Origin of the sequence: Pseudomonas sp. BN606, assembly GCF_029873115.1 — a bacterium.
GTDB lineage: Bacteria > Pseudomonadota > Gammaproteobacteria > Pseudomonadales > Pseudomonadaceae > Metapseudomonas.
Genome location: NZ_SSOF01000077.1, coordinates 65,622 through 87,701, shown reverse-complemented (window position 1 = coordinate 87,701; position 22,080 = coordinate 65,622). Strand labels below are relative to the sequence as shown.

General features: G+C 61.7%; 15 protein-coding genes. 2 read left to right on the top strand and 13 right to left on the bottom strand.

The window, feature by feature from the left end; all coding sequences use genetic code 11:
• Positions 1 to 13 precede the first annotated feature (13 nt).
• From gltB to E8E75_RS19375, 9 genes are all read right to left on the bottom strand, one after another.
• Positions 14 to 4,459: a glutamate synthase large subunit gene (gene gltB, locus E8E75_RS19415; protein WP_120654173.1), complete on the bottom strand. Its 4,446-nt coding sequence runs from the start codon at positions 4,457 to 4,459 to the stop codon at positions 14 to 16.
• A gap of 253 nt (positions 4,460 to 4,712) precedes the next feature.
• Positions 4,713 to 6,398, bottom strand: coding sequence for an AAA family ATPase (locus E8E75_RS19410; protein ID WP_120654172.1), 1,686 nt, complete (start codon positions 6,396 to 6,398; stop codon positions 4,713 to 4,715).
• A gap of 9 nt (positions 6,399 to 6,407) precedes the next feature.
• Entirely contained in the window at positions 6,408 to 7,511 is a 1,104-nt protein-coding gene (gene aroB / locus E8E75_RS19405; protein ID WP_120654171.1) for a 3-dehydroquinate synthase, read from the bottom strand.
• A gap of 51 nt (positions 7,512 to 7,562) precedes the next feature.
• Positions 7,563 to 8,081: a shikimate kinase AroK gene (aroK, locus tag E8E75_RS19400; protein ID WP_077524753.1), complete on the bottom strand. Its 519-nt coding sequence runs from the start codon at positions 8,079 to 8,081 to the stop codon at positions 7,563 to 7,565.
• Positions 8,082 to 8,086: 5 nt separating this feature from the next.
• Complete coding sequence (pilQ, locus tag E8E75_RS19395) at positions 8,087 to 10,189, bottom strand: type IV pilus secretin PilQ (protein WP_153918159.1); 2,103 nt, start codon at positions 10,187 to 10,189, stop codon at positions 8,087 to 8,089.
• Between the two features lie 57 nt (positions 10,190 to 10,246).
• On the bottom strand, positions 10,247 to 10,780 hold the full coding sequence (gene pilP, locus E8E75_RS19390; protein WP_120654169.1) for a type 4a pilus biogenesis lipoprotein PilP: 534 nt from the start codon (positions 10,778 to 10,780) through the stop codon (positions 10,247 to 10,249).
• Positions 10,777 to 11,400: a type 4a pilus biogenesis protein PilO gene (gene pilO, locus E8E75_RS19385; protein ID WP_120654168.1), complete on the bottom strand. Its 624-nt coding sequence runs from the start codon at positions 11,398 to 11,400 to the stop codon at positions 10,777 to 10,779. Before pilO ends, pilP begins: the two co-directional genes overlap by 4 nt.
• Complete coding sequence (gene pilN, locus E8E75_RS19380; RefSeq protein ID WP_153918161.1) at positions 11,397 to 12,011, bottom strand: type 4a pilus biogenesis protein PilN; 615 nt, start codon at positions 12,009 to 12,011, stop codon at positions 11,397 to 11,399. The genes pilO and pilN overlap by 4 nt, the downstream gene beginning before the upstream one ends.
• Positions 12,011 to 13,075, bottom strand: coding sequence for a pilus assembly protein PilM (locus E8E75_RS19375; protein ID WP_120654166.1), 1,065 nt, complete (start codon positions 13,073 to 13,075; stop codon positions 12,011 to 12,013). Before E8E75_RS19375 ends, pilN begins: the two co-directional genes overlap by 1 nt.
• Before the next feature lie 184 nt (positions 13,076 to 13,259).
• On the opposite strand from E8E75_RS19375, the gene E8E75_RS19370 reads away from it, so the two are divergent.
• Positions 13,260 to 15,695: a penicillin-binding protein 1A gene (locus E8E75_RS19370; RefSeq protein WP_162945865.1), complete on the top strand. Its 2,436-nt coding sequence runs from the start codon at positions 13,260 to 13,262 to the stop codon at positions 15,693 to 15,695.
• A 56-nt stretch (positions 15,696 to 15,751) separates the two neighbouring features.
• Here E8E75_RS19370 and E8E75_RS19365 read toward each other — a convergent pair whose 3' ends face one another.
• From E8E75_RS19365 to rpmE, 4 genes are all read right to left on the bottom strand, one after another.
• Positions 15,752 to 17,020 (bottom strand): malic enzyme-like NAD(P)-binding protein, encoded by a 1,269-nt coding sequence (locus tag E8E75_RS19365; RefSeq protein WP_120654164.1) that lies wholly within the window; start codon positions 17,018 to 17,020, stop codon positions 15,752 to 15,754.
• A gap of 99 nt (positions 17,021 to 17,119) precedes the next feature.
• Positions 17,120 to 18,574, bottom strand: coding sequence for a M48 family metalloprotease (locus E8E75_RS19360; protein WP_120654163.1), 1,455 nt, complete (start codon positions 18,572 to 18,574; stop codon positions 17,120 to 17,122).
• Positions 18,571 to 19,371 (bottom strand): thermonuclease family protein, encoded by an 801-nt coding sequence (locus E8E75_RS19355; protein ID WP_153918163.1) that lies wholly within the window; start codon positions 19,369 to 19,371, stop codon positions 18,571 to 18,573. The genes E8E75_RS19360 and E8E75_RS19355 overlap by 4 nt, the downstream gene beginning before the upstream one ends.
• 26 nt (positions 19,372 to 19,397) lie before the next feature.
• The gene (rpmE, locus tag E8E75_RS19350; protein WP_028629801.1) at positions 19,398 to 19,610 is read right to left on the bottom strand and encodes a 50S ribosomal protein L31; all 213 of its coding nucleotides are present in this window, start codon (positions 19,608 to 19,610) and stop codon (positions 19,398 to 19,400) included.
• Positions 19,611 to 19,739: 129 nt separating this feature from the next.
• On the opposite strand from rpmE, the gene E8E75_RS19345 reads away from it, so the two are divergent.
• The gene (locus E8E75_RS19345) at positions 19,740 to 21,998 is read left to right on the top strand and encodes a primosomal protein N' (RefSeq protein WP_178123457.1); all 2,259 of its coding nucleotides are present in this window, start codon (positions 19,740 to 19,742) and stop codon (positions 21,996 to 21,998) included.
• Positions 21,999 to 22,080: the final 82 nt, after the last annotated feature.

Genomic DNA, 22,080 nt, shown 5'->3' with positions numbered 1-22,080 from the left:
TCAGGCGCTGTTGTTATTGCGGGTTGGCACGGGTGCTGGAGAGCAGCGAAGCGAGGCTCGCGGCTTTCGGCTTGACCAGCCAGAACTTGCGCAGGTAATCGTCCAGGTTTTCCAGCAGATGGGCACCCCAATCGCTGGAAGTTTCCTTCACGTACTCGACCAGCACGCCGTGCAGGTGGCTACGGTAGGCCTCCATGGACTCGTTGCTGATACGCTGGATCTCCACCAGTTCGTGGTTGACGCGGTCGACGAAGCTGTTGTCCTGGTCGAGCACATAGGCAAAGCCGCCGGTCATACCGGAGCCGAAGTTGTAGCCGGTCTTGCCGAGGACGCAGACGAAGCCGCCGGTCATGTACTCGCAGCAGTGGTCGCCAGTGCCTTCCACCACGGTGTGGGCACCGGAGTTACGCACTGCGAAACGCTCGCCTGCGGTACCCGCAGCGAATAGTTTGCCGCCGGTGGCGCCGTAGAGGCAGGTGTTGCCGACGATAGCCGAATCCTGGCTCTTGAACGGGCTACCTTTGGGCGGAGTGATCACGACCTTGCCGCCGGTCATGCCCTTGCCCACATAGTCGTTGGCATCGCCTTCGAGGTAGAGGTTCAGACCGCCGGCGTTCCACACGCCGAAGCTCTGGCCTGCGGTACCACGGAAGCGGAAGGTCACCGGGGCGTCTTTCATGCCCTGGTTGCCGTGACGACGGGCGATCTCGCCGGAAATCCGCGCGCCAATGGAGCGGTCGCAGTTGCAGATGTCCAGATCGTAGACGCCGCCAGTCTTGCCTTCGACGGCCGCTTTGGAAATGTCCCACATCTTCTCGGCCAACAGGCCCGGGTCGAAGGGCGGGTTCTTCTCCACTTCGCAGAACTGTGGCTTGTCGGCCGGCACATGGTCGCTGCCCAGCAGCGGGCTGAGATCCAGGTGGCCCTGCTTCTCGGTATCACCCGGCAGCAATTCCAGCAGGTCGGTACGACCGATCAGTTCGCTCAAGCTGCGCACGCCCAGCTTGGCCAGCCATTCACGGGTTTCTTCGGCAATGTAGGTGAAGAAGTTCATCACCATTTCGACGGTGCCGATGAAGTGGTCCTTGCGCAGCTTGTCGTTCTGGGTGGCGACGCCAGTGGCGCAGTTGTTCAGGTGGCAGATACGCAGGTACTTGCAACCCAGGGCAATCATCGGGGCGGTACCGAAGCCGAAGCTTTCGGCGCCGAGGATGGCGGCCTTGATCACGTCGAGGCCTGTTTTCAGGCCGCCGTCGGTCTGTACACGTACCTTGCCACGCAGGTCGTTGCCGCGCAGGGTCTGGTGGGTTTCCGCCAGACCCAATTCCCACGGGCTGCCGGCGTACTTGATCGAGGTCAGCGGGGATGCGCCGGTGCCGCCGTCGTAACCGGAGATAGTGATCAGGTCGGCATAGGCCTTGGCCACGCCAGCGGCGATGGTGCCGACGCCAGCTTCAGCCACGAGCTTCACCGAGACCAGCGCCTGCGGGTTGACCTGCTTGAGGTCATAGATCAGCTGGGCCAGGTCTTCGATGGAGTAGATGTCGTGGTGCGGCGGCGGCGAGATCAGGGTGACGCCAGGCACTGCATAGCGCAGACGGGCAATCAGACCGTTGACCTTGCCACCGGGCAGCTGGCCGCCCTCACCGGGCTTGGCGCCTTGGGCAACCTTGATCTGCAGCACTTCGGCGTTGACCAGGTATTCCGGGGTGACGCCGAAGCGGCCGGTCGCCACCTGCTTGATCTTGGAGCTCTTCACCGTGCCGTAGCGCGCCGGGTCTTCACCACCCTCACCGGAGTTGGAGCGGCCGCCCAGGCGGTTCATGGCTTCGGCCAGGGCCTCGTGGGCCTCGGGGGAAAGTGCGCCCAGGGAAATGCCCGCCGCATCGAAGCGCTTGAAGATGGACTCCAGCGGCTCGATTTCGTCCAACGACAGCGGCTGGTCGATGGTCTTGACCTTGAGCAGGTCGCGCAGCATCGATACCGGACGGCTGTCCACCAGTGCGGTGTATTCCTTGAACTTCTCGTAGTTGCCCTGCTGCACGGCTGCTTGCAGGGTGTTCACCACGTCCGGGTTGTACGCGTGGTACTCACCGCCGTAGACGAACTTCAGCAGGCCGCCTTGCTGGATGGCCTTGCGGTTGTTCCAGGCTTCGAAGGCCAGCAGCTTCTGCTCGGACTCGATGTCGACGAAGCGCGCACCTTTGATGCGGCTGGCAACGCCACGGAAGCTGAGGTCCACCACTTCTTCCGAGAGACCCACAGCTTCGAACAGCTGTGCGCCACGGTAGGAAGCGATGGTGGAGATGCCCATCTTCGACAGGATCTTCAGCAAGCCCTTGGAGATGCCTTTGCGGTAGTGCTTGAAGACCTCGTACAGATCGCCCAGCACTTCACCGGTGCGGATCAGGTCAGCCAGCACTTCATAGGCGAGGAACGGATAGACCGCGGACGCACCGAAGCCAACCAGCACTGCGAAATGGTGCGGGTCCCGGGCAGTGGCGGTCTCGACCAGGATGTTGCAGTCGCACCGCAGGCCTTTCTCCACCAGGCGATGATGCACGGCGCCAACAGCCAGGGAGGCGTGAGCCGGCAGCTTGCCAGGGGCGATGTGGCGGTCGGTCAACACCAGCAGGGACTTGCCGGAACGCACAGCCTCTTCGGCCTGGTCGGCGAAGTTGCGTACGGCGGCTTCGAGGCCGAGACTCTCTTCGTAGTTCAGGTCGATGATCTGCCGCTCGAAGCCCGGACGGTCCAGGCTCATCAGCGCGCTCCACTTGGCCGGGGAGATCACCGGGCTGCTGAGGATCACGCGGGTGGCATGGTCAGGCGACTCGCTGAAGATGTTGCGCTCGGCGCCGAGGCAGATCTCCAGGGACATCACGATGGCTTCGCGCAACGGGTCGATCGGGGGGTTGGTGACCTGAGCGAACTGCTGGCGGAAGTAGTCGAACGGCGAACGCACGCGCTGGGACAGCACGGCCATGGGCGTATCGTCGCCCATGGATCCGACCGCTTCCTGCCCTTGCTCGGCCAGCGGGCGCAGTACCTGATCACGTTCTTCGAAGGTGACCTGGAACATCTTCATGTACTGCTTGAGCTGGTCGCTGTCGTAGCTGGCCACACCGTGGTCGTCATCCAGCTTGGCCTGGATGCGCACAGCGCTCTGGCGAAGCCACTGCTTGTACGGGTGACGCGACTTCAGGCGGCTGTCGATGTCTTCGGTGTTGAGGATCTGACCGGTCTCGGTGTCCACCGCAAGAATCTGGCCCGGGCCGACACGCCCCTTGGCGAGCACATCTTCCGGCTTGTAGTCCCACACGCCGATTTCCGAGGCGAGGGTGATATAGCCGTTCTTGGTGGTCACCCAACGGGCCGGACGCAGGCCGTTGCGGTCCAGCAAGCAGACGGCATAACGGCCATCGGTGAGCACGACACCGGCGGGGCCGTCCCAGGGCTCCATGTGCATGGAGTTGTATTCATAGAAGGCGCGCAGGTCGGCATCCATGGTTTCCATGTTCTGCCAGGCCGGCGGGATGATCATGCGCACGCCACGGAACAGGTCGATGCCGCCGGTGACCATCAGCTCGAGCATGTTGTCCATGCTGGAGGAGTCGGAGCCCACGCGGTTGACCAGCGGGCCCAGCTCGTCGATGTCGGGTAGCTGCTCGTTGGCGAACTTGGTGCGACGGGCAACCGCCCAGTTGCGGTTACCGGTGATGGTGTTGATTTCGCCGTTGTGGGCGAGGAAGCGGAAGGGCTGCGCCAGCGGCCACTTCGGCAGAGTGTTGGTGGAGAAGCGCTGATGGAAGACGCAGATAGCGGTCTGCAGGCGTTCGTCACCCAGGTCCGGGTAGAACTGCTGCAGGTCGGCCGGCATCATCAGGCCTTTGTAGATGATGGTCTTGTGGGAGAAGCTGCAGATGTAGTGGTCGGCGTCCGCGGCATTGGCCACGGAGGAGCGACGACGGGCGCTGAACAGCTTGACTGCCATTTCCTGGTCGCCCAGGCCTTCACCACCGATGAACACCTGCTCGATCTGCGGCAGGCGCTCCAGGGCCAGGCGGCCGAGGACGCTAGTGTCCACTGGCACCTTGCGCCAGCCAATCAGTTGCAGGCCGGCAGCAAGGATTTCGCGATTCATGTTTTCGCGAGCCGCTTCGGCGCGAGCCGGGTCCTGGTTGAAGAAGACCATGCCGACCGCGTACTGGGCAGGCAGCTCGACCGAGAAAGTTTCCTTGGCAATCGCGCGCAGGAAAAGGTCGGGCTTCTGGATCAACAGACCACAACCGTCGCCGGTCTTGCCGTCGGCATTGATGCCGCCGCGGTGGGTCATGCAGGTCAGGGCTTCAATGGCGGTTTTAAGAAGATGGTGGCTCGCCTCGCCCTGCATATGGGCGATCAAGCCGAAACCGCAGTTATCCTTGAATTCATCAGGATGGTACAGACCTGCTTTCATAGGGGAACTCTCACCAGGGTTGCCTTCAGAAAAAGGCAGAATTGCTTTGTAATTCAACTCCTTACCATACGCGCAGGACTTGACGCCAGCTTTTGCGTAGGGCAAAGGGAGGTCATTGTACATAGCCCATTGGTCGATCACAAATCTTCGCGACCAATCAATGAAAGCCAATGTCGCAAAAATGAATGAATGAACCGGGAGGTCGTGCTAGCGACCGCCCAGTCAAAAGGCGGGGGATCAGGCTCGCAGAATACTAGCGAGCCATTTCCTGCTTGATGCTGGCGAAAGTCTTCGGCCAGGGTTTACCAGCCTGAACCTTGGCCGGCAAAGATTTGATCGCAGCCTGTGCTGCGGTTCGGCTTGGGAAGCTGCCGTAGGTTACGACGTAAAGCGTCTTGCCCTGGTGTTGCTTCTTGAAATAGCGGTACTGCCCCCCATTCTGCTGAACGAAGGCCTTGGCGCTATTTTCCGAACTGGTACCGAGCACCTGCAGAGCGAAATGGCTGCCCGTCTGGCCACTGTACCAGCCATTGCCCGCAGCACCGCCGGTCGATGCAGCCGCCGTTGGCGCAGGCGCAGGCTTCTCAGCCGGCTTGGCAGCAGCCTGAGCAGGAACAACAGCTGGTTTGGCAGCAGCGGCAGGCTTAGTTGCGGCGGCCGGCGCGGTAGCCGATGCCGATGCAGGGGCAGCCGGTTTGGGCGCAGCTACCGGAGCGGCAGGGACCGCAGCAATGGGCTGGGCCGGCGTGGGCAATGGCTGCGCCGACGCGATGGGCTCCACAGGCGCAGTCGGTGCCGGGCCAGCGGTCGCGCCCTGCGGCGGCGCAGTGGTGGTGACCGTAGGCGGTAGGCTGGCACCCCCTTCAGGCGCCGGGCTGTCTTCCGGCTCACCCTGACCAGCAGCCTGGGCCAACGGCTCACGAATCACCGGCTGGGCCTCGCCCACCAACGGCAACGGCAGCGGCTGCGAGGAACCCGCGAACTCTACGGCTGGCGAGCCGGCATCCCCACCACTGGCCGCCTGACCGGCAGGCGCCTGCCCCAAGGGCAATTGGGCAGTGGCGGATGCAGTCTCAGCGGTACTTTCGTTGCGACCCTGCATCATCCAGGCAGCAATCACACCGACCCCGACCACGGCCAGGGCGAGCAGGTGCTTCTTCGGCAGACTGAAGCCACCAGTGGATTTCCGCGAAGCTCCGCGCTCTGCGAGCATGGTTTCGATCATGAGATCGCGCGCAACCTGGTTGATCGAACCCGGCCAGCCGCCGGACTGCAGATGAATTTCTTCCACCTGCTCATCGCTGAGCAACTCGATCCCGCGTCCCGCACCTTCCAGGCGCTGGGCGAGGTACTCGCGAGTTTCTTCCGGGCCATAGGGCTGCAGCTCGATTACATGGAATCGCTCCTCGCCCTCAACCAGCGCATCCAGGCGCGCAAGCAGGGAGTCCTCGCCGAACAGGAAAACGTGAGTGCGCGCTTCGACATTGCCCTCGGCAAGGGACAGCAGGTTTTCCAGGGAGGCGTCGTCCAGTTCCTCCGCGTCGTCCACGAGGAGGTAGACCTCCTGACCGGTCAGGGCAAGCTGGCCGACCTGGGCAAGAATGGAGCGTACATCAGCCTGCGCAACGCTCAGTCCCTGAGCGATCTGGCGCAGCATTCCGCCAGCCTCGACCGAATTACGCGCCGAAACCACCAGACTCTGAACCGCTTGCTTATTGGTGCTCGCCACGAGGGCCTGACGCAGCAGAGTCTTGCCACTGCCATGGGGGCCGCTCACCACCAGCATCAACTGGCTGTAGCGCGCCAGGTGGTGCAGTTGACCCAGCACCGGCTTGCGCTGGGCCGGAAAGAACTTGAAGCCAGGCACCCGCGCCGCGAACGGGTCATGGGTGAACTGGTAGTGACCTAGGTAGGCCTCGTCGGCGTGCAGGCTGCTCATGGGAATCCTTTACTCTCCAAGCTTGTCGGCCAGGGCGCGATAGTCGGCGGCCAGGGTGGCCTCGAGCACGTCACGCGAATAATCGGCAGTCACGACGGCATCACCAATCCGGCGCAACAGCACCAGGCGCAATTGGCCATCGAGTACCTTCTTGTCTACGGCCATGTGCTGGAGGAAATGTTCCGGCGTCATGTCCATTGGCGGTACGACCGGCAAGCCGGCACTGCGCAGCAAGCGAATCGCCGCGTCGCGCTCGTCGGTGGAAATCCAGCCCAGACGGCTGGACATCTCCAGGGCCATGACGGTACCCGCGGATACCGCCTCGCCATGCAGCCAGGCACCATAACCCATATGGGTCTCGATGGCGTGACCAAAGGTGTGGCCCAGGTTGAGGATGGCGCGCAGCCCGGACTCACGCTCATCCACGCCCACCACCCGCGCTTTGGCGGCACAGGAGCGCTCGATGGCCTCGGTCAAACTGCCGGCGTCGAGACCGCGCAGGGCAGTCATCTTCCCTTCCAGCCACGGCAGGAAAGGTTCGTCGCAGATCAGGCCGTACTTGATCACTTCGGCCAGTCCGGCAGACAACTCGCGCTCCGGCAGCGTGCGCAGGCTGTCCGTATCGATGATCACCGCCTTGGGCTGGTAGAACGCACCCACCATGTTCTTGCCCAGCGGATGGTTGATCCCGGTCTTGCCGCCAACCGAGGAGTCCACCTGAGACAGCAGCGTCGTAGGCACCTGGATGAAGTCCACGCCACGCTGGTAGCACGCGGCGGCAAAGCCGGCCATGTCGCCAATAACCCCGCCCCCCAGGGCGATCACAGTAGTGCGGCGATCATGGCGATCACCCAGCAGAGCGTCGAAGATCAGCTGCAAGGTTTCCCAGTTCTTGTGCGCCTCGCCGTCGGGCAATACCACCGGCAGGACCGAGTAGCCCTGCAAGGTCTGGGTCAGCTTTTCAAGATAGAGGGGCGCCACGGTCTCGTTGGTGACGATGGCCACCTTGCGACCGGCGATGTGCGGCGTGAAAAGCTCCGGACGCGATAGCAGCCCGGAACCAATATGGATGGGATAGCTACGCTCGCCAAGATCGACCTGAAGTGTCCGCATGGGGCCCCCGATATAAAAAGGGCTAAAGGATAGCGCAGTTCCGCCCGCGCTTTAACGGGGCGGGAGTGCCTGTAGGCGCGCCAGTATTTCTTGAACCACCATGCGCGGCGGCCGCTCATCGGTTTCGATGATGATGTCAGCGATCTCCCGGTAGAGCGGATCGCGAATGGCCATCAGGTCGCGCAGCACCTTGCCCGGATCGGCTGACCGCAACAACGGTCGATTACGATCACGCGAGGTGCGCTCGATCTGCTGCTCCACCGAGGTGTGCAGATAGACGACCCGACCACCGCCACGCAGAGCCTGGCGATTGGCCGGACGCAGAACCGCGCCACCGCCAGTCGCCAAAACGACGCCGTCATGACCGCAGAGCTCCTCGATCATCGACTGTTCGCGATCGCGAAAACCCTGCTCGCCTTCGACGTCGAATATCCATGGGATATCCGCTCCAGTGCGCTGTTCGATTTCCTTATCGGAGTCCTTGAAGGGAAGTCGCAGTTCTTTAGCAAGCAAACGCCCGATGGTGCTTTTTCCTGCTCCCATCGGGCCAATCAGAATCAAATTTCGCACCGATATCAGCGACTCACCGCAATGGCCTGGTTATTCATAATGCGGGGAGTGAGGAATACCAGGAGCTCGGATTTCTTGTCCTGAACCACGTCGCGACGGAACATGCGGCCGAGGAAGGGCAGGTCGCCGAGGAAGGGCACCTTGTCCACCGCCTTGGTTTGGGTGTTGGAGAATACCCCACCTATCACGATGGTTTCACCATCATTGACCAGTACCTTGGCGTTTACCTCGTTCTTGTTGATCGGCGGTACACCGTTCAGGGCGTTGGCGAAGTCCGGAGCGTCCTTGGTGACCTTGACCTCCATGATGATGCGGTTGTCCGGGGTGATCTGCGGAGTCACTTCCAGGGAAAGGGCCGCTTCCTTGAAGGAGGTGCTGGTGGCGCCGCTGGAGCTGGCTTCCTGATAAGGCACTTCCTGGCCTTTGAGGATCTTCGCGGTTTCCTTGTCGGAGGTGACCACCTTCGGCTGCGATACGATTTCGCCGTTACCGGTCTTCTCCATCGCCGACAGCTCAAGGTCGAGGATCGTGTTGTCGGTAATAAAGCCGATGCCGATGCTCGAGGTTGCGTCAGTAGCGCCCAGATCGACGAAGGGCGCGCTCGCCAGGTTCACGTTGCCAGCCTGGTTGGCAGCCGGACGGCCGGCACCACCACCACCGATGACGAAGTTGTTGTCGCCAATGCTCGCACCACGCCAGTTGACGCCAAGCGCCTTGTCGTAGTCGACGTTGGCTTCGACGATGCGCGCTTCGATCATTACCTGGCGAACCGGGATATCCAGCTGGGTCACGATACGACGCAGCTCTTCCAGTTTGTCCTGGGTCTGATAGGCGATGATGCTGTTGGTGCGGTCATCCACAGTAATGGAGCCGCGCTCATCAGCGCCGGCAGCACTCGGGTCACCGCTGGTGACGGACTGGAACAGCTTGGCAATGTCCGCGGCCTTGGCGTAGTTCACCTGGATCAGCTCACGACGCAGTGGAGCCAGTTCAGCGATCTGTTTCTGCGATTCCAGTTCCTGGCGTTCGCGGGCAGCGATCTCGTCTGCAGGCGCGACCAGCAACACGTTACCCACTTTGCGCTTGTCCAGGCCCTTGGTCTTCAGGACCAGATCCAGCGCCTGATCCCAAGGCACGTTCTGCAGCCGCAGGGTGATGTTCCCCTGAACGGTATCCGACGCCACCAGGTTGAGGTCGGTGAAGTCGGCGATCAGTTGGAGTACGGAACGAACGTCGATGTCCTGGAAATTCAGAGACAGCTTCTCGCCGGAGTAGGCGAAACGCTCAGTCTTGCGTTTTTCCACGTCATCCTGAGTCAGCGGCTTGATACTGACGGTCAGTTTGTTGTCGGTCTGGTAGGCGAGGTAGTCGTAGTACCCGGTGGGTTCGATACTGATACTGGCGTTACTGCCGGAGCCGGAAGCGCTGACGAACTGCACCGGAGTGGCAAAATCCTTCACGTCGAGACGGACGCGCAGCGGCTCAGGGATCTGAGTCTTGGAGAAGTCCAGGCGAATCTTTCCGCCCTGTTCCTGGATATCCGGGCTGACACTGGGGTCTGACAGGGTGATGACCACATTACCCTCACCCTGCTCGCCGCGCTGGAAGTCGATATTCTCGATGGCACGCCCAGTACTGGCGTAGCTCTTGGCCGACTGGGAAGCAGTCAGGGGCGCGGCCACGGGAGCCGGGGCGGATGCCACGGGGCGAGGCGCTGTAGACGAAGTCGCGGAATCGCCCACCAGCACATAGAGATTGCGGCCATCAACACGGGTGCTATAGGGCACCAGGGTCGACAGGTTGATGATCAGGCGAGTGCGATCCTTGGCTTCCACCACGGTCACGCTACGAGCGTTCCCTACACCCAATTCCCGGTTCTTGGAACCCAGCTTGTTGGACACACCTGGCAAATCCAGGGCGATACGCGCAGGCTGCTCGATGGTATAGCCACGCGGAGCCGTCACGGGCTCGTCGAATGCCAGTTTGAGTTCAACCCTGTCGCCTGGGAGAGCCGCGACATCCAATGCCTGCAGGTTCGCAGCCAATAGCGCTGGCGACAGCAGGGCGGCCAATAGCGTGATACCAAGGCGCGATAGCGAGCTTTTCATCATCTGGTTCCGTTGTGCAGACCGGTAGTTATTCTTCATCGGTGATTCACCTCGCCCTCAAGAGCGCTCCCTGAGCGCGAGACTACGTGGACGCTCCAGCCATCCGCCTTCCCCGTCCGGGACGATCTCGATCACGTCGACCTTAGCTTCGTCGATATCGACGACACGGCCATGGTTGCGCCCCAGATAATCCCCAACCTTGACCCGGTGCACCCCTCCAGCGCCACTGACCAAGGCAAAGGTCCCCGAGCCGTTGGACAACGTGCCCACCATCTCGAAGGATTCGATATTGAAGCCTTCGAGGAACTGCTTGACCCTAGTTTCATCCGGGTGAATGTCCTTCGAACCCTTCTGCTGCTTTGCCAGGTCGATCTTGATCGGCGGCTGGAAGGGGCTGCGCAAGGCGGCAGCGCTATAGGTAAACGCCTCGTAAGGCTGGAACTTCGGCAAGGGTTCTATGGAGCCCTTGGGTCGGGCGCGCACTTCATCCATGTAGGCCTGTAGATCGCCAAAGTCGTTGCCGACGCCACAGCCGGAAAGGCCGGCCAGCATCAGGGCACAGAGCACCAGTCGGGCGCGAGGACTACTCATTTCTGCAGCCCCTTGTCGTTGTAACGGTAGGTCTTGGCCAGGATCGACATGCGCAGCTTGGAACCGCTGTCGTCGGAAACCGGCTTGATCTCAAAATCATGCAAAGTCACGATTCGCGGCAGGCTGGCCACGCCACTGACGAAGGTAGCCAGGTCGTGATAGCCGCCTACTACGGAAATCTGAATCGGCAGCTCGATATAAAACTGCTGGGCCGCTTCCGGAAGCAGCTTGATTTCCTCGAACTCGAGACCACTGCCCAGGCCGGTACGGGTAATGTCTTCCAGCAAACCCGGCACCTCGGTGTCGCTCGGCAGCTGGCGCAGCAAGGCACCGAAGGAGGTTTCCATCTCCTTCATCTGCTCCTTGTAGGCTTCCAGGTTGGCAGCCTGGAACGCCTTGGTAGCGAACTGTTCCTTCAAGGTTGCTTCTTCTGCGCGCTTCGAGTCCCACTGGAGCTCGAGATCCTTGAGGTGGAAGTTGTAACCCAGCACGAGCACGAGAATCAGCAGCAAGATGCAGGCAATGACCTTGACCGCGATGGGCCAGGAGCCGAGGTTGTTGACGTCGAGATCGGCGAGATCGATCTTGCGCAGACTTTCCAGGGAGTCGGAGAAACTCATTTCGCGGCTCCTTTATTGGCGGTGTTCGCGTTCGCAGCACCAGGCTTGCCGTTTTCTTCCTCTGCGCCCGGCTGGGTCTGCTGCACAGTCAACTGGAATACGTTGGCCTGATCCACCGCACCAGCGGTAACCGCCTTGACGCCGGTGAGGTTGGGTGCGGTCAGCCACTCGGAGGCATCCAGGTTGCGCATCAGGTTGGAAACCCGATTGTTCGACTCAGCCGCACCAACGATGGCGATGCTCTTGCCTGTCATCTTCACGCCCGTGAAGAAGACGCCATCAGGCAGCGTCCGAACCAACTGATCGAATACGCGACCGATGATCGGCCGGTTGCCCTGAAGGTCCTGGATGATCTTCATCCGCTCGAGAAGCTGCTGACGACGAGTCTTCAGCTCACTGATTTCCTTGATCCTGGCGTCCAGGACAGCGATTTCCTTGCGCACGAAGTCGTTGCGCGCCTGCTGGTTCTCGATTGCGCTGTTCAGGTATTGGTCGCCGAGGAACACTGCGCCAGCGCCCAGGGCCAGAATGGCCCCGAGCGCGACCAGGAATCGCTGTTTGCGTTCCTCGCGTAGCTGCTCACGCCAAGGGAGTAGGTTGATGCGCGCCATCAGTCGAAACTCCTCATCGCCAAGCCGCAAGCAATCATCAGCGCAGGCGCATCGCTGGCCAGGGCACCCGCATTGACCTTGCTACTCAGCGCCATGTCGGCGAAGGGGTTGGCAACCAGGGTCGGCGTACCGATCTTCTGCTGGATCAGGCGATCCAGATCAGGAATCGAGGCCGTACCGCCGGCCAGGAGGATGTAGTCCACGTCGTTGTACTGGCCCGCGGCGAAGAAGAACTGCAGCGATCGGGATACCTGCTGGACGACGGCATCCTTGAACGGTTGAAGGACCTCGCTGTCGTAGTCATCCGGAAGACCGCCTTGCTTCTTGGCAAGACCAGCTTCCTCGACCGAAAGCCCATAGCGACGCTGAATCTCCTCGGTCAACTGGCGACCACCGAAAAGCTGCTCCCGCGTATAAATGGTACGACCGTTGTGCAGCACGCTGAGGGTCGTCATGGTGGCGCCGATGTCAACAACCGCCACGGTAAGTTCGTCGTGGGAATCACCGAGCTGGGCCGAAAGCAGTGAATAGGCGCGTTCCAACGCGTAAGCCTCGACATCGACGACCTTGGCCGTAAGTCCTGCCAGGGCAAGCGCTGCCTCACGTACTTCGACGTTTTCCTTCCGGCAAGCAGCCAGAAGTACGTCGACCCGCTCCGGATTGCGAGCCGAGGCGCCTTGCACCTCGAAGTCGATGGCGACTTCTTCCAACGGATAGGGAATGTATTGGTCGGCCTCGATTTTCAGCTGATTCTCCAGATCATCATCGGAGAGACCGGCTTCCATCTCGATGGTCTTGGTAATCACGGCCGAGCCTGCCACGGCGACCGCAGCGGCCTTGACCCCGGTTCGCGCCTTGGTGACAACGCGGGAAAGCGCCTGCCCAACGCCCTCCAGTTCCGCGATGTTCTTTTCGACAACCGCATTTGGAGGGAGTGGCTCGACGGCATAGGACTCCACTTTGAAGCGGCTTCCCGAGCGACTCAATTCAAGGAGCTTGACTGAGGTCGAGCTGATGTCGATCCCCAACAGCGAATTCGCTTTCTTATTGAAGAGCCCTAGCACGACCGATTTCCTATCAGCGTCCGAGACTTACGGACGATTTATGTTTTTCCACATTAAATAGCAGTCTTGACAGAAGCGCAAATGGCTCCCCCGGAAAAAAAACGCTTATAATGTGATCGGCTTTTGCCTTTTATCATCGCCTTTCGCTTAACTCATTCTTTTGTCTGGAAATCCACAAGCCTTGATGCGCCTGCTGAAGTTTTTCTGGTGGTCTTTCGTTGCCGTTTTCTGTGGCCTATTGCTCAGTTTCAGCGGCGCCTACCTCTATCTTAGCCCCAGCCTTCCGTCCGTCGACTCGCTGCGCCGAATTCAGCTCCAGATCCCGCTGCGCGTATATAGCAGCGACGGCAAGCTGATCGCCGAATTCGGCGAGATGCGCCGTTCTCCGGTGCGTTTCGCCGACATTCCGCCTGATTTCATCCAGGCGCTGCTAGCCGCCGAAGACGACAATTTCGCGAACCATTATGGCGTCGACCTCACCAGCCTGATGCGCGCTGCCACGCAATTATTGAAGACCGGCCACATCCAGACGGGCGGCAGCACCATCACCATGCAGGTAGCGAAGAACTACTTCCTAACCAGCGAAAGAAGTTTCTCCCGCAAGATCAATGAAATATTGCTGGCCCTTCAAATTGAACGGGAACTCAGCAAAGACGAAATTCTTGAACTTTATGTGAACAAGATCTACCTCGGTAACCGTGCATACGGTATCGAGGCCGCCGCACAGGTCTATTACGGCAAGTCCATTCGCGAAATCAGCCTGGCGCAGATGGCCATGATCGCCGGCTTACCCAAGGCACCCTCCCGCTTCAACCCGCTGGTCAATCCGACCCGCAGCAAAGAGCGTCGCGACTGGATTCTTGGCCGCATGTACAAGCTCGGACGAATCGACGAGGCCCGCTACCAGCAGGCCCTCAACGAGCCGATCGACGCCAGCTACCATGTTCCGACCCCGGAGCTCGCTGCTCCCTATATCGCAGAGATGGCCCGAGCCGAAATGGTAGGTCGCTATGGCAGCGACGCCTATACCGAAGGTTTCCGGGTCACCACCACGGTTCCCAGCGACCTTCAGCAGGCCGCCAACTCCGCCCTGCGCGAGGGCCTGATCGACTATGACCAGCGCCACGGCTATCGCGGCCCCGAAACCCGCCTGCCAGGCATGACCAAGGAGACCTGGCTGCAGGAACTGGCCAAGCAGAAATCCCTGGGCGGCCTGGAACCGGCCATCGTTACCCAGGTAGAGAAGAGCGGCATCCTGGTCCTGACTCGCAGCGGCCAGGAAGAAGCAGTGGGCTGGGACAGCATGAAATGGGCCCGCCCCTTCCTCAACACCAACAGCCTCGGCCCTCGCCCTCAGCAGCCCGCGGACGTAACCCAAGTTGGCGATCTGGTCCGCGTTCAGCGCCAGACCGATGGCAGTCTGCGTTTCGTCCAGTTGCCCGCGGCGCAAAGCGCACTGGTTTCCCTGGACCCGAACGACGGCGCCATTCGTTCGCTGGTCGGCGGTTTCTCGTTCGAACAGAGCAACTACAACCGCGCCGCCCAGGCCAAGCGCCAACCGGGCTCCAGCTTCAAGCCCTTCCTTTATGCCGCCGCCCTCGACAACGGCTTCACTGCCGCGAGCCTGGTGAACGACGCCCCGATCGTCTTCCAGGAGGCGGGCATGGAAGAAGCCTGGCGTCCGAAGAACGACAACAACACCTTCCTCGGCCCGATCCGTCTGCGCGAAGCGCTGTACAAGTCGCGCAACCTGGTATCAATCCGTGTTCTGCAGGCAGTCGGGATCGACTACGCACTGAACTATGTCAGTCGTTTCGGCTTCAACAAGGATGACCTGCCGCGCAACCTGTCCCTTGCCCTGGGCACCGCCAACCTCACGCCGCTGGAAATCGCCGGCGGCTGGAGCACTTTCGCCAACGGCGGTTACAAGGTTCAGCCCTATCTGATCGAGCGCATCGAGAGTCGGGATGGCAAGACCCTGTTCGTCGCCAACCCGCCACGGGTTCCGGAGGGGGAAGTGCAAGCTAGCGAGGTCGCACAATCCACCGCAGCGCCAGACACCCTGCTCGCTTCCGCCGATGCGGCCGCACCTCAGAGCCCGGCTCCGGCCTTGGCCGAGCGCATCATCGACCCCCGCACCACATTCATCCTCAACAGCATGCTGCAGGATGTGATCAAGCGCGGCACCGGTCGCCGAGCCCTGTCCATGGGGCGTAGCGATATCGCCGGCAAGACCGGGACCACCAACGAATCGAAGGACAGCTGGTTCTCCGGCTACAACGCCGATTACGTGACCACCGTCTGGGTCGGCTTCGACCAGCCGGAAAGCCTGGGTCGACATGAGTACGGCGGCACCGTCGCACTTCCGATCTGGATGGACTACATGAGCGCCGCACTGAAAGACAAGCCAGCCCATGTCCAGCCTGAGCCCGCCGGCCTGCTGACGCTGCGCATCGACCCACTCAGCGGCCGCGCAGCCAGCCCCGGAACGCCGGATGCCTTCTTCGAGCTGTTCAAGAGCGAGGACACCCCACCGCCTATGAGCGAACTCGAGCCCGGTCTGGCCATTCCCGGCAGCCCGCTGCCGGCCGACGAAGCCGCGCCTATCGACCTGTTCTGAGAAACAGGCACGCATAAAAAAGCCCCGCATTGGCGGGGCTTTTTTTGCGTCTCGGCTTAGCCGTTGAACACTTCATCCACCGACTTCAGCGGATAGTGTTTCGGATAAGGCAGGGTCGCCACACCGGACTCGATGGCAGCCTTGGCCACAGCGTCGGAAACGACGGTGATCAGACGCTTGTCCATGGGTTTCGGAATGATGTACTCGCGACCGAACTCCAGAGAGCTCACGTTGTAGGCGTCGCAGACGTCCTTGGGCACCGGCAGTTTGGCCAGATCGCGCAGGGCCAGGGCAGCGGCGATCTTCATCTCTTCGTTGATGCGAGTGGCGCGCACGTCCAGGGCACCGCGGAAGATGAAGGGGAAGCCCAGAACGTTGTTGACCTGGTTGGGGTAGTCGGAACGACCGGTGGCCATGATCACGTCGTTGCGGGTCTCGTGAGCCAGTTCCGGCTTGATTTCCGGGTCCGGGTTGGAGCAGGCGAAGACGATCGGGTTGGCCGCCATGCGCTTCAGGTCTTCCGGGCTCAGCAGGTTGGCGCCAGAAAGGCCAACGAACACGTCAGCACCATCCAGAGCTTCGGACAGGGTGCGCTTGTCGGTTTCGTGGGCGAAGACGGCCTTGTACTGGTTCAGATCGTCGCGACCGGCGTGAACCACGCCCTTGCGGTCGATCATGAAGATGTTCTCGACCTTGGCGCCCATGCTCACCAGCAGTTTCATGCAGGAGATGGCGGCCGCACCGGCACCGAGGCAGACGATCTTGGCTTCAGCCAGGTTCTTGCCAGCAATTTCCAGGGCGTTGAGCATGCCGGCAGCAGTCACGATGGCGGTGCCATGCTGGTCGTCGTGGAAGACCGGGATGTCGCACTGCTCGATCAGTGTGCGTTCGATCTCGAAGCACTCGGGTGCCTTGATGTCTTCGAGGTTGATGCCACCGAAGGTGATGGAAATGCGCTTGACGGTGTCGATGAAGGCTTGAGGGCTTTCAGCGTCCACTTCGATGTCGAATACGTCGATGCCAGCGAAGCGCTTGAACAGGACGCCCTTGCCTTCCATTACCGGCTTGGAAGCCAGCGGACCGAGGTTACCCAGGCCGAGAATTGCAGTGCCATCGGAAATGACCGCTACCAGGTTACCCTTGCCGGTGTACTTGTAGGCCAGTTCGGGATCACGCGCGATCTCGCGTACCGGCTCGGCGACGCCCGGGCTGTAGGCCAGCGAAAGGTCGCGGGCGGTGGCGGTCGGCTTGGTCAGCTCGACGCTGAGTTTCCCGGGGCGGGGTTGGGCATGGTATTCGAGAGCGGCCGTTTTCAGATCAGACATTTTGGCATTTCCGCTTTTGCTTGTGACAGACGTGACGGGCGAGCATACGCAAGATGCTGGGGGCTAACAAGACCGTTCAGTCACTCCACGTCAACCCCTCTAACGTACGACTTTTAGCCAGTCTCCGGGCTTTGGCTCGCCAATTGGATACAAATTATTAAGCAATCGGATACGATTTTCCAGATCCGCTTGAGGTCCCGGCAATTTGCTTTCCCGAGCCAGGCTGGCGACGGTCTGGCCGGACTTCACCTGGATCAGATGAAGGCGCAACGGCTGGGCCAGAGCCAATTCTTCCTTCTTCATCGGACGGAAGCTATGGATCACCGAGAGGAACTTGTCATCCTCACTTTCCAGGGACGCCTTGTTGCGGATCGCCCCAACGAAAAGATAGGCCTTGTCGTCCTTGTAGATCACCGCCACGCGTCGCGCGGGATTGCCCGGCAGCACTGCCGTGGCGCCCTGGAGACCGTCCTGCTGCAGCGACTCTTCCATGGACAGACGCTGACTGCCGGCCTTCTGCCGGAGGTAGTCCGCGGGGGGCAAACTGGGCTTGCTACCGTCAAGGGTCATGGCGATGAAGGCCTGCTGGTCGGCGCTATGACTGATCACCGCATCCGGACGATTGACCAGCCCCCAGCCATCGGGGAAATGGAAGGTGAAGCCCAGCTCTGCGTGATAGAAATCCTGCCCGCGACGTACGCCGGTTTCAGCCGAATCACCGAAAGGCAGCCCCTCCAGGTGCTTGAGAAAGACCTCCCGGTTCACCACCTGGTTACCGCCAGCCAGTGACCTGGCCGGCCCCACCACCTGCTGCAACCGGGTGTCATTGTCCGGATGGGTATCGAACAAGCCGTGATAACCCGACGGAGGCGCCTCCTGGCCCTTGCGTCGGGCCTGGTCACGAGCAAATTCCTCCTGGTTCTTCAGCACTTTCACCACTTCGATCATGGCTTGAGGGTCGTATCCGCTGCGCGCCAGATACTGGGCGCCGAGGCCGTCAGCCTCCAGCTCCATGTCACGACCATATCCGCGTACGAAGGCAGTCCCCAGTACATTGGTCAGATCGCCGGCCGCACCGACGCCAGTGCCGATTGCAACCGCCTGCCCGAGGATGTTCCAAGCGGTGGACTGACTCTGCTGCTGCACGCTGTGCCGCGCCGTGACGTGCCCCACCTCATGCCCGAGTACCGCGGCGAGTTCCGCTTCCGAGTTCAGGTAAGCAAGCAGGCCACGATTGATATAGATGTAGCCGCCCGGAAGGGCGAAAGCGTTGATATCCGGCGAATCGACCAGGGTGAAGTGGTAGGGGATGCTGCTGCGATGGCTGTGACTGGCGACGCGCCGTCCTACTTCCTGCACATAGGCCTGCAGCTTTGCATCGGCATAGGGCGGGTTCTGCTTGACGATTTCCTGGTTGTAACGACGACCGAGATCCAGCTCCTGCTGTTCGCTCATCATCACGAAATTGGTCTTGCCGGTGGCAGGGTTGACTGCACAGCCAGCAAGCAGGGAAAAAGCGAGAAGCAGCGCCATGGCGAGCGCAGGGGATCTCATCGAATCACCTCAAGCATTCCATTGTGGGTAAGGGGGAGCATCCAGCGGGAAACCTTCGTATTTACGCCGCCGTTGCGCGCACGGTCAATGACCCAGCCCCGTGCCTCTACGCGCCGCCCCACCAGCTGTTGCAGCGCGGCGGCGTCGAACTGGCGCAGATGCTTGAGATCGACCCGCAGCACCAGCGGCCCTTCCAGCTCCAGCCAGATTCCGCCCCGGTTGCGCTCAACCCTGGCGACTCGTCCTTGCACCAGCGCAAATCCGCCGCGCCTCAGCTGCCAGGGTGTTTGCTGAGGCGCGTGACGCCAAAGCCCACGACCAGCCCGACGAGCCGATCGCTCAGCTGCCGCATGACAATTATTCAGGGCTGCATTGGGGGCAATGGCGATACGAAACGCCAACCCGTCAGCGAGGAGGAGCTCTTCGAGATTGCGCCCGCGATTGTCATAGAGATGCGCCAGAGTGCGGCCGTAACGGTCCTTCGACTCGCGCCCCAACCGAAGCGCTACTCGTCCGCCACTGGCTTGCACCAAACCTGCGAGTCGCTGGCGTGCCGTTGTGGCGTAAGGCTCAGCCGACCGTCCCTTGCGAGCCAACTCTGGCGCATTCAGACCGATCAGACGAACACTTCGTCCGTCGACCAGGCGCAGGGTGTCTCCATCGACGACTTTCCGGACCTGGTAGGTAGGAAGGTTCCTAGGAACCGGGCAGGCGGCGTGAAGGGAGAAACTCAGGATCAGAAAAAAGAAAAAGGCGCCTGTCAGAGGCGCCTTTTTCGTCAGCGGGGACATGGCCATCGGGCCTTCCCGGGCTATTTCGGCACTTACTTGGTGCCGAATACGCCGAAACGCTGCTTGAAGCGATCGATACGGCCGCCGGTGTCCAGGACCTTCTGCTTGCCGGTGTAGAACGGGTGGCACTCGGAGCATACGTCGAGGCTGATGTTCTTACCGAGGGTGGAGCGGGTCTTGATGACGTTGCCGCAGCTGCAAGTAGCTTCGATCGCTACGTACTCGGGATGGATTTCCGGTTTCATTGCTTGATCCTCAGGTCTGGCGTGCCGCCACCCGACCCTATGTCGAGTACCGCACGGAAACAGGCGGCGGATGATACCAGAGTGGGTGTGCGTTGCAACCTGCCTGCGCGCCGGCTGTCGTGCGGCACCATGCTAAGATCGCGCCTTTTCCGACAGGATCCCCGCTTGCCTGACGCTCCCATCTTGCGCCTCGCGCTGCCCTCCCCGCTGCGCCGCCTGTTCGACTATCGGGCACCCGCCGGCGTACCCCGCGCTGCCTTGCAACCGGGCGTGCGCTTGCGGGTACCCTTCGGCCGCCGCGAGATAATCGGCGTCCTGGTGGAGCTGGCCGACAAGAGCGAGGTTCCTGCCGATAAGCTCAAGCCTGCATTGGAGCTACTCGACAATCGCCCGCCGCTGCCGCCGGCGTTGTTCAAGTTGTGCCTATGGACCGCCCAGTACTACCAGCACAGCCTTGGCGACACCCTCAGTTGGGCACTCCCGGTTCTGCTGCGCCAGGGCGAGCCGGCAGAGGCCCGTCAGGAGCGTTTCTGGCACGCGACGCCCGGCGCCAGCCTCGAAGATCCACGCCTGGCCCGCGCGCCACGCCAGCGCCAGGCCCTCGCCACCCTCGCCCAGCATCCCCACGGCGTTGCCCACCAACTGCTCGGGCAACTGCAGTTGAACAAGGACAGCCTGGAAATCCTGCTTGAGAAGGGCCTCGCCCGGGTGGAAGTGCGCCGCCATGCCCCCTGCGAACGCCACGGGCCGTTACTGGCACAACCGGAGCTGCCCCTCAACCCAGAGCAACGCGCCGCCTTCGACGCAGTGCATGCATCGTTCGGCAGCTTCAATGCCCTGCTTCTGGCCGGCGTCACTGGTAGCGGCAAGACCGAGGTCTACCTGCAACTGATCCGCCAGACCCTTGAGGCCGGCAAACAGGCTCTGGTGCTGATTCCAGAAATCAACCTCGGTCCGCAGACTCTCGAACGTTTTTCTCGCCGCTTCAATGCACGAATCGCCCTGCTGCACTCGGCAGTGAACGACCGCGAACGCCTGGACGCCTGGCTGGCCGCCCGTGATGGAGAGGCCGATATCATCATCGGTACGCGCTCGGCGCTGTTCACGCCAATGAAGAATCCGGGACTGATCATCATCGACGAGGAACACGACGCTTCCTATAAACAGCAGGAGGGACTGCGCTATCACGCTCGTGACCTGGCACTTGTGCGCGCCCGCCAGGAGAACATCCCGATCCTGCTGGGCTCGGCCACGCCCTCGCTGGAAAGCCTGCAGAACGCCCACGCCGGCCGCTACGGCCTGCTGCGCCTGACCCAGCGTGCCGGCGGTGCCAAGCAGCCACGTTTCCTTCGCCTGGACGTGAAGAGCCTGCCGCTGGACTCCGGCATCTCCATGCCCCTGCAACAGGCAATCGCCCAGACCCTGGCGGCAGGCCAGCAGGTGCTGGTATTCCTCAACCGTCGCGGATTCGCGCCCACCCTGCTGTGCCATGACTGTGGCTGGATCAGCCAGTGCCCGCGCTGCGACGCGCGCATGACCCTGCACCAGAGGTTCAACGAACTGCGCTGTCATCATTGCGGCCACACTCAGCGCCAGCCAGCTTGCTGCCCCGATTGTGGCCGGGTCGACCTGCGCCCGGTTGGCGCTGGCACCGAGCGCGCCGAAGAACGCCTGGCGATCCTCTTCCCGAAGACGCAGGTATTGCGTATCGACCGCGACAGCACGTCGCGCAAGGACGCCATGGACAAGCTGTTCACCACCATCCAGCGCGGCGAACCCTGCATCCTCGTCGGCACCCAGATGCTCGCCAAGGGACACCACTTCCCGCGCGTGACGCTGGTGGCAATCCTCGATGCCGACGGCGGCCTGTTCTCCGCGGACTTCCGCGCCAGCGAGCGCATGGCCCAGCTCATCGTCCAAGTCGCCGGACGTGCTGGACGCGCCGAGGAGCCGGGCAAAGTGATCATCCAGACCCACTTGGCCGAGCACCCGCTACTGGTGCAGCTTACCGAGCAAGGTTATTTCGCCTTTGCCGACCAGGCCCTTTCCGAACGCCGCGCCGCTGGCCTGCCGCCCTTCGCGCACCTCGCCCTGCTGCGCGCTGAGGCGCACAAGCCGGGCCAGGCGGAAGAATTCCTCGACAGCGCCTGCGTGGAAGCTGAGCAGCAGCTTGCCGAGATGGGCCTCAATGGCGTCGAGCTTCTCGGCCCTGTTCCCGCCCCCATGGAACGACGTGCCGGGCGCTATCGGGCGCAATTGCTGCTGCAGGCCAACGCCCGGGCACCCCTGCACCGGCTGCTAACTCCGTGGAGCCATGCCTTGGAGCAGTTGCCCGGCGGCCGTGCAGTGCGTTGGTCGCTGGATGTGGACCCCATCGATCTCTTCTAGAACGACCACCTAGCCGATATTGCCGACTGGTCCTTGCAGCCCGCAGCTTAAAACTTGAAGCTGCGGCCGCAGCCCGCCGATA

What these genes read in the sequence shown, in the direction of transcription:
- gltB (WP_120654173.1), bottom strand. Translation starts at nt 4,459, where the DNA reads ATGAAAGCAGGTCTGTACCATCCTGATGAATTCAAGGATAACTGCGGT.
- E8E75_RS19410 (WP_120654172.1), bottom strand. Translation starts at nt 6,398, where the DNA reads ATGAGCAGCCTGCACGCCGACGAGGCCTACCTAGGTCACTACCAGTTC.
- aroB (WP_120654171.1), bottom strand. Translation starts at nt 7,511, where the DNA reads ATGCGGACACTTCAGGTCGATCTTGGCGAGCGTAGCTATCCCATCCAT.
- pilQ (WP_153918159.1), bottom strand. Translation starts at nt 10,189, where the DNA reads ATGAAAAGCTCGCTATCGCGCCTTGGTATCACGCTATTGGCCGCCCTG.
- pilP (WP_120654169.1), bottom strand. Translation starts at nt 10,780, where the DNA reads ATGAGTAGTCCTCGCGCCCGACTGGTGCTCTGTGCCCTGATGCTGGCC.
- pilO (WP_120654168.1), bottom strand. Translation starts at nt 11,400, where the DNA reads ATGAGTTTCTCCGACTCCCTGGAAAGTCTGCGCAAGATCGATCTCGCC.
- pilN (WP_153918161.1), bottom strand. Translation starts at nt 12,011, where the DNA reads ATGGCGCGCATCAACCTACTCCCTTGGCGTGAGCAGCTACGCGAGGAA.
- E8E75_RS19370 (WP_162945865.1), top strand. Translation starts at nt 13,260, where the DNA reads ATGCGCCTGCTGAAGTTTTTCTGGTGGTCTTTCGTTGCCGTTTTCTGT.
- E8E75_RS19365 (WP_120654164.1), bottom strand. Translation starts at nt 17,020, where the DNA reads ATGTCTGATCTGAAAACGGCCGCTCTCGAATACCATGCCCAACCCCGC.
- E8E75_RS19360 (WP_120654163.1), bottom strand. Translation starts at nt 18,574, where the DNA reads ATGAGATCCCCTGCGCTCGCCATGGCGCTGCTTCTCGCTTTTTCCCTG.
- E8E75_RS19355 (WP_153918163.1), bottom strand. Translation starts at nt 19,371, where the DNA reads ATGGCCATGTCCCCGCTGACGAAAAAGGCGCCTCTGACAGGCGCCTTT.
- rpmE (WP_028629801.1), bottom strand. Translation starts at nt 19,610, where the DNA reads ATGAAACCGGAAATCCATCCCGAGTACGTAGCGATCGAAGCTACTTGC.
- E8E75_RS19345 (WP_178123457.1), top strand. Translation starts at nt 19,740, where the DNA reads ATGCTAAGATCGCGCCTTTTCCGACAGGATCCCCGCTTGCCTGACGCT.